The 6,208-nt window shown below is 70.3% G+C and carries 8 protein-coding genes; all 8 read left to right on the forward strand.

Annotation, left to right across the window (positions count from 1 at the left end; all coding sequences use genetic code 11):
* Window positions 1-220 precede the first annotated feature (220 nt).
* The gene (locus ACWCPY_RS38605) at window positions 221-1,069 is read left to right on the forward strand and encodes an SAM-dependent methyltransferase (protein ID WP_451273152.1); all 849 of its coding nucleotides are present in this window, start codon (window positions 221-223) and stop codon (window positions 1,067-1,069) included.
* A 243-nt stretch (window positions 1,070-1,312) separates the two neighbouring features.
* The gene (locus ACWCPY_RS38610; RefSeq protein WP_451273154.1) at window positions 1,313-2,149 is read left to right on the forward strand and encodes an SAM-dependent methyltransferase; all 837 of its coding nucleotides are present in this window, start codon (window positions 1,313-1,315) and stop codon (window positions 2,147-2,149) included.
* Entirely contained in the window at window positions 2,128-3,009 is an 882-nt protein-coding gene (locus ACWCPY_RS38615; RefSeq protein ID WP_451273156.1) for a Scr1 family TA system antitoxin-like transcriptional regulator, read from the forward strand. The genes ACWCPY_RS38610 and ACWCPY_RS38615 overlap by 22 nt, the downstream gene beginning before the upstream one ends.
* A gap of 90 nt (window positions 3,010-3,099) precedes the next feature.
* A complete protein-coding gene (locus tag ACWCPY_RS38620) occupies window positions 3,100-3,828 on the forward strand; it encodes a hypothetical protein (RefSeq protein WP_451273158.1) in 729 nt (242 codons plus the stop codon).
* Window positions 3,825-4,676: a Scr1 family TA system antitoxin-like transcriptional regulator gene (locus ACWCPY_RS38625; RefSeq protein WP_451273160.1), complete on the forward strand. Its 852-nt coding sequence runs from the start codon at window positions 3,825-3,827 to the stop codon at window positions 4,674-4,676. Before ACWCPY_RS38620 ends, ACWCPY_RS38625 begins: the two co-directional genes overlap by 4 nt.
* Window positions 4,677-4,768: 92 nt before the next feature.
* Complete coding sequence (locus ACWCPY_RS38630) at window positions 4,769-4,957, forward strand: hypothetical protein (RefSeq protein ID WP_451273162.1); 189 nt, start codon at window positions 4,769-4,771, stop codon at window positions 4,955-4,957.
* Window positions 4,958-5,230: 273 nt separating this feature from the next.
* Window positions 5,231-6,037: a DUF3825 domain-containing protein gene (locus ACWCPY_RS38635; protein ID WP_451273164.1), complete on the forward strand. Its 807-nt coding sequence runs from the start codon at window positions 5,231-5,233 to the stop codon at window positions 6,035-6,037.
* On the forward strand, window positions 6,024-6,208 hold a 185-nt coding region (locus tag ACWCPY_RS38640; RefSeq protein ID WP_451273168.1), incomplete at its 3' end, for a hypothetical protein. The genes ACWCPY_RS38635 and ACWCPY_RS38640, both read left to right, overlap by 14 nt.

Consider the following 6,208-nt stretch of genomic DNA (forward strand, 5'->3'; position numbering starts at 1 on the left):
GGCACGCATGTGCAACCCGGACACGGGGCCCGGTCCGGCAACCCGCCCGCACCGCTGGACAGTGCGCCGGTACCCGCCCGCGGCCCTTCACCACGGCTCCCGCCCGTCTGGCCCGTCGTCAAGGAACTCGTGCCGGGACACGCCCGTCGGAAACGTCCTCGCCCCCTACAGCCACCAGCACCACGGTCACAGCAGACACACGGCCTCAAGGAGTCCCGCAGTGAACACCCCCGCACTCGCCGCCGCCGTGAACAGCACCACCCAGGGCACCGCACCCTCGACCGCCCGGGTCACGGACTGGCTGCTCGGCGGGGACCGCCATCACTACGCCGCGGACCGCCGCCTGGGCATGGACGTGCTCAACGCGGCGCCCTGGACCAACAAGGCGCTCGAAGCCAACCGTCGCTACGCGCGCAAGACGGTTGAGATGCTCCGCTACTGCGGGATCACGCAGTTCGTCGACCTGGGCAGCGGCCTGCCGACTCTCAACCCGGACTTCCCCCACACCGCCCTGTCAGCCGGCCCCGACGCCACGGTCATCCACGTCGACCGCGACCCGTACGTCATCGAGCACGGCCCCCAGCTCCTGAGCAGCCGGCCGGGACTGCACTGCTTCTTGCACGCGGATCTGCGGAAGATGCTCCAGATCCTGCGTGAACTGCCGCTCCACGGCCTGGACCCCTCCCGGCCGGCCGGATTTCTGCTCCACGATGTCCTGCCCTGGATCCCCGGCCATGCGGCCGCCCGTGCCAGCGTGGGCGCGATTCTTGACGGGGCGCCGCCCGGCAGTGTCCTCTCGCTCACCCACTCCACCGCCGACCTGTGCCGTGACGAAACGGCCGCGGCCGCGGCACAGCGCTTCGCCGCGGCGGGACTGCCCATGCGTCTGCGCACCGCCGAGGAGATACGCGACCTCATGGAGGCGTCCACCCGCCCCTGGCCCATCTGCGCCCCCGGCATCGTGCCGGTGGGCCAGTACCACCCGAACCAGTCCCGGACAGCCCTGCCGCCCTACCACGGCAGCAGCTACGCGGCGATCCTGATCCACCCGGAGCCCGCACACCACTGACCGCCCCGGCCAGCCGTGTCCACGAGGACAGTGGCCCCTCACGGACACGGCTTCCCCAGGGGCCTCTCCGGCCGGTGCAGCCGATGCAAGGCCGCATGGCGGAGCCGGCACCGGACAGGACGGCGCAGCCCTTCGGCGGGCCCGGCCCTCGCATAGCCCGCCCGCAGCCCTGCGCCCCGGCTGCCCCGGACCGGCCCCAACCCGGGGCAGCCGTCCCCAACCCCTTACGCAGAAAGAAACCTCATGGTCGAAGAACAGAGTCCGCACGCCATGCCTGACTGGGCGGGTGTCCCCAGCAGCGCCCGAATCGCAGACCACTTCACAGGCGGGACCGACAACTACGAAGTGGACCGCCGCCTGGCCGAGCAGCTCCGGCAAGTCGCAGCGTGGCTGCCGCAGATGCTGCTCATCAACCGCCACTTCGGTCAGCGGGCGGTCGAGCACATGGCGGGCAATCTCGGGATCACGCAGTTCCTGGACCTGGGGTGCGGGCTGCCCTTCAACCCGGACGCCGAACAGGGCAGGCCCCTGCACACCTACGACGCAGCCAGGCCTCTGTGCGCCCCGCGGGTCGCATACGTCGACAACGCCCCCATGGTGTACGGGCACGCCAACGTGTCCCTGGCGGAGTACCCGGGCACGGTCGCGGTGCGTGCCGACGTGCGTGAGGTCGGCCGTCTCCTGGCCGACCCGGCCCTGGTGTCCGTGATCGACGTGAGCCGCCCCGTTGCCGTGCTGTGCCGCGACCTGGTCGCCTGGCTGGGCGACAAGGACGCCGCCGGTTTCGTCACGGACCTCCATGACCACCTCGCGCCGGGCAGCGCCCTGGCCGTGTCCCACGCCTCCACCGACACGAACCCCGGCGCGATGACGGCGCTAACCAACCTCTACGCCGAGCACGGGATCGTGTTCCGGCCCCGCTCGCGAGAGCACATCGGCCAGCTCCTGGGCCCGTGGGATCCACACTCGCCGGGCATTGTTCCGACCGCGCACTGGCCCCAGGCCCCGCAGCACGCGCTCCCCGAAGCCGACCAGTCGCACGGATACGCCACCGTCGCATGCCGCCCGGACGCCTCATGACCGGCCGCCTCGACTGGGAAATGCCCGACGTCCCGACCAGTCAGATCGTCGCGGGCAACTACGTCCGCTACCTCCGCAATCGCCTCCACCTCAAAGTCTCAGACGTCCGTGGGCCGGCCGGACCGTCGCACGCGACGATGAGCCGTACTGAATCGGGCGCCAGACCGCTTTCCCAGGAAGAGGCCGAGACACTACTCGCCGCGTACCGGGTGTCGGAACCCGGGCGTCGCGGGTTCGCCAGGTTCCTCTACGAAACGGCTTTCGCCGTCAAGTACCGCGAGGTGCTCCCCCTCGACAAAGCGGTCGACCACACCACGGGGTGGCCGGACCGGCTCGCGGCACTCGAACACCGGGCCACCGCGGCACTCGTCTACGCCCAGCGGCTCGTTCCGGGATTCCTGCGGACACCGGACTACACCGCAAGGCTCATCGACTCGCCCGACCCCACCGATCTGCAGATCACACGCCCCGCAACCATCGGCGCGAGCACGACAGTGGTGCTGGAAGAGTCCGTACTGATGCGGCTGCTCGGCGCCCCGCCCATGTTTGCCGCGCAGCTTCAGTACCTCATCGACGCCGTGGACAACCAGTCCATCGCGGTACGCGTCCTGCCTCTGGACTCCGCCGTCCACGGCGAGTTCCCGGAACACCTCGCAGAACTCATCCTGCCGAACGACACCAGGATCTATGCCGCCGAGAGCCAGCACGCGACGTATTACAGCGGGCCGGTCGCTGAGAGGCGGATGGGTGGCTTCCTCGCCCGTGTCACCGAGGCAGCCCTGCCGGAAGACGAGTCACGCGAACTCCTGCGGCTGGCCCGGGAGAAGTCGCTCGCCGGTGACCGGCTCCGCCTGCCCTGAATCACCGCGCCCCTGTGCCCGTGCCTCAACCCGCCCGCCCCGTAACCGAAATGGATGGACATGCACAGCTTCACGCCGCCGGCTGGACCCGTGACGACCGGGCCGCAGCCCGGCTCCGGAGTCCTCACCGGCAGCGGTGCACGGGGGCCGCTGGACACCGCTCACATGCCCTACATCGCCCTCACCTCGGGCGAACGGCATCTGTACGTGCCTTCGCTGGTGACCAGGGCCGACGGGTGGATCGACTACCGGGAATCCACGCCGTACGCCCGGTACCCCGATTTCGATGTCCTGCTGCAGGTCACCGCCGGGAGGGTGCCGTCCGGGCCGGCGGACGGGAGCGTGCTTTCGCCTTACCGGCAGGCCCACTGCATGATCAACCTCCTGTGCCAGGGATGCGGTGTTCCCGCTGCCACGAGCCCGGACGGCTGGCGGCTATGGGTTCTGCCCGCCGCCAGCCGCACCGGCGGCCCGGCGGCCACCACCGGATGCACCGACATGCCGCCCTCCTGCGCGCGATGCGCGATCCACTGGTGCCCTGTGCTCGAACGGCGCGGACGAAAGATGCTGTGGGTGGCCCAGGCGGACCTGGTGGGGGTGTACGCCAGCCTCTTCCCGCCGTCGGCGGTGGGTCACGTGGTGAAGGAGCAGCTGGTGCGCCTGGAGGACGAGCAGAAGCTGTCCGCCGCGGCCGCGACCCGGTTCGTACGCGAACTGCGCAAGGCTTTTGAGGTTGACCCGGCCGTCATCATCGAACTTGCCCGACATCAGCCCGCCCCCGCCGCAGTCGGCCTCCGGGTGCTGGAGGGTGAGCGGTGACGACGCCTGAACCGGCAGTCCAGGCAGTCGGCGCGATCCTGCGCGATGCCCGCGAGCGCCGGATGATGCTGCCCGAGCAGCTGGCCGAACTCCTCGGCGTCACCCCGTCGACGGTGCTCGCCCTGGAGAGCGGCCGTCACCGCATCAGCACCGCGGACCTCATGGAGCTGACCCGCCTCTACCGGTGCGACCAGGATCTTACGCCGTTGCGGGGGCTGCTGACTCTCAGTGCCGCGCGGGGGGAGGTCGTCCGGGACGACGGCCCGGGCCATGCCCGCCGCATGGCCGCATGCGTCCGCCAGGCCCGTAGTGTGCGGTGGCTGTCGACGGTACTGGTCCCGGCCCCGCTGCAGACCAGCGACTACGCCCGAGCCGTCGCGGAGCACGCCGAGGCTCCGAGCGGCGCCGCGGTGTCACCGGTGGCCTGCCCTCTCTATGTCCTGGACGTGCGGGTCATCCGCCGCGGCAGCGGTACCCCGCGCCTCATGGCCGAGCAGGTGGAGCACCTGCTGCACCTGGCGGAAAGTGGCACAGCGATCCGGGTCGTCGGCGAGGAGTGTCCGATGCCGCAGCCGCCCGGACACCTGGTGGAGATGGACCTGCCCGCCGGCCGGATCGTGGCCCGGCCGAGCGGCTGCGGCGTCGGCTATCACCGCGGCGACCCCCTGGCTGCCCACATCGATGCCGCCCTCACCGGCTCCGGCCACGGCTCCTCGATCGAAGCGCTGAAGCATGCGGCCGCCTCCCACCGCGCCCTCGCCGGGACCGGCATCAGCACCAGCACCAGCACCCCGCCGCCGTACCCCTGTCCGCCCATGCACGCACAGCACCGACCAAAGGGACCGTGATGCACCGTCCGTCAACTGTCCAGCCTGCGCCTGGCGCGCCTGGCGCCGACCCGTTCGGTGAGCTCGCACGAGCCGTGTGCGAGTACCTGAGCATGCAGGACTACCGGTCGGGGTATGCGCTGCCGCCCAACATCATCGCTCTGCGTCTCGAGGTCAAGGAGACGGAAGACGTCGTGCGTGCCCTGGGAGAGCTCGCCGATGCCGGCGTGGTCACTCACCGTCTCCTTGGGCCCTACGGCCCCGGCTTCTACATGCCGAGCGGCAAGCCCGGAGCCATGTGACTCATCTCCCGACAACCCACCGCAGCACCCACGGCGGTCTCAGTGCCGCACCGGCCGCCCCGGACGGGTCGCAGCCGTTCATCACGGCCTGACCGGGCGAGCATCCGCCCGGCAGTCCACACCGCACCCATTTCACCTCGAAAGGCCGTCGTGTCACCCCTGCACACCACCCCGTCGATCACCACTGCGGATTCCGGCTATCCGCACAGCCTCCCCGCCGGCAGCACGCCCTCCGGCGCCGGGAGTGACGAGCCCGGCGGGAGGGGGAACTTATTGACGCGCGGCCAGCTGGAAACCTTCGCCTGGCTCGGCCACGCCCGTACCGCAGAGGAGCGGCGGGCGGGCACCGGGGCCGCGGACGCGTTCGACGAGCTCGCCCGGATGGCCGTGGATGAGCCCTGGGACGCGTTCGCGCCCGTCAAGCGGGGTTCGCTCGCGGTGCTCAAGCACTACGTGACCTGGACCTTCGAGCAGTCTCTGGTCACGGACTCGGTCCTGCCGAGCCCCGGCAGCCAGACGTGCGTCTTCATCACGCGGCTCGTCACGCCACAGCACGAGGACATCTACGGCGTCTTCCAGCCGAACCGCCATGCCGGCCGACAGGACTGGTATCTGGCTGGCTGGCAGGTGGCGAGCGCACACCAGCTGGACGCGTACACCGAACTCCCCGAAGCAGCCGCGTACTCGCAGGACGCGCATGCCTACGTCTTCGACTGGGACCTGCCCGTGACGTTCGCCGCCCGACAGGTCACCCCCATGGTCTCCAGCCTCTTCCCGGCCGCGCTCAAGGAGATCCCCCTCGGCCTGGAACTCGCGCTCGAAGGTGCGGTTCACCGCACCATCGACATCGCGAAACGCAATCCCGGTACAGCGGTCCCCGCGTGGCAGCCGGGCCAGGCAGAGCTACAGCTTCTGCTGCCGCTCTACCTGACGAACCCCGCGACACCGGACGCGGCGCTGGTGATCTCCCGCGGCGACATGGCCTACCGCAGCACCGCCATCGTTTCCCTCGCCGACGCCTACAAGGCTGCACGGCTCGTCACCCGGCCGACCGCGCACTGGCTCAATCCCCCCATGTAGACCGGGCCCTGTCTCACCGACACCCGCTCACCCTCATGACCACACACCCACACCGAAGGACACCATGAGCCGTCAGATCGAGGATTACGCACTCATCGGAGACATGCAGACCGCCGCCCTGGTCTGCCGGGACGGCACAGTGGACTGGCTGTGCCTTCCCCGCTTCGATTC

The organism is Streptomyces sp. NPDC002403, from assembly GCF_053593015.1.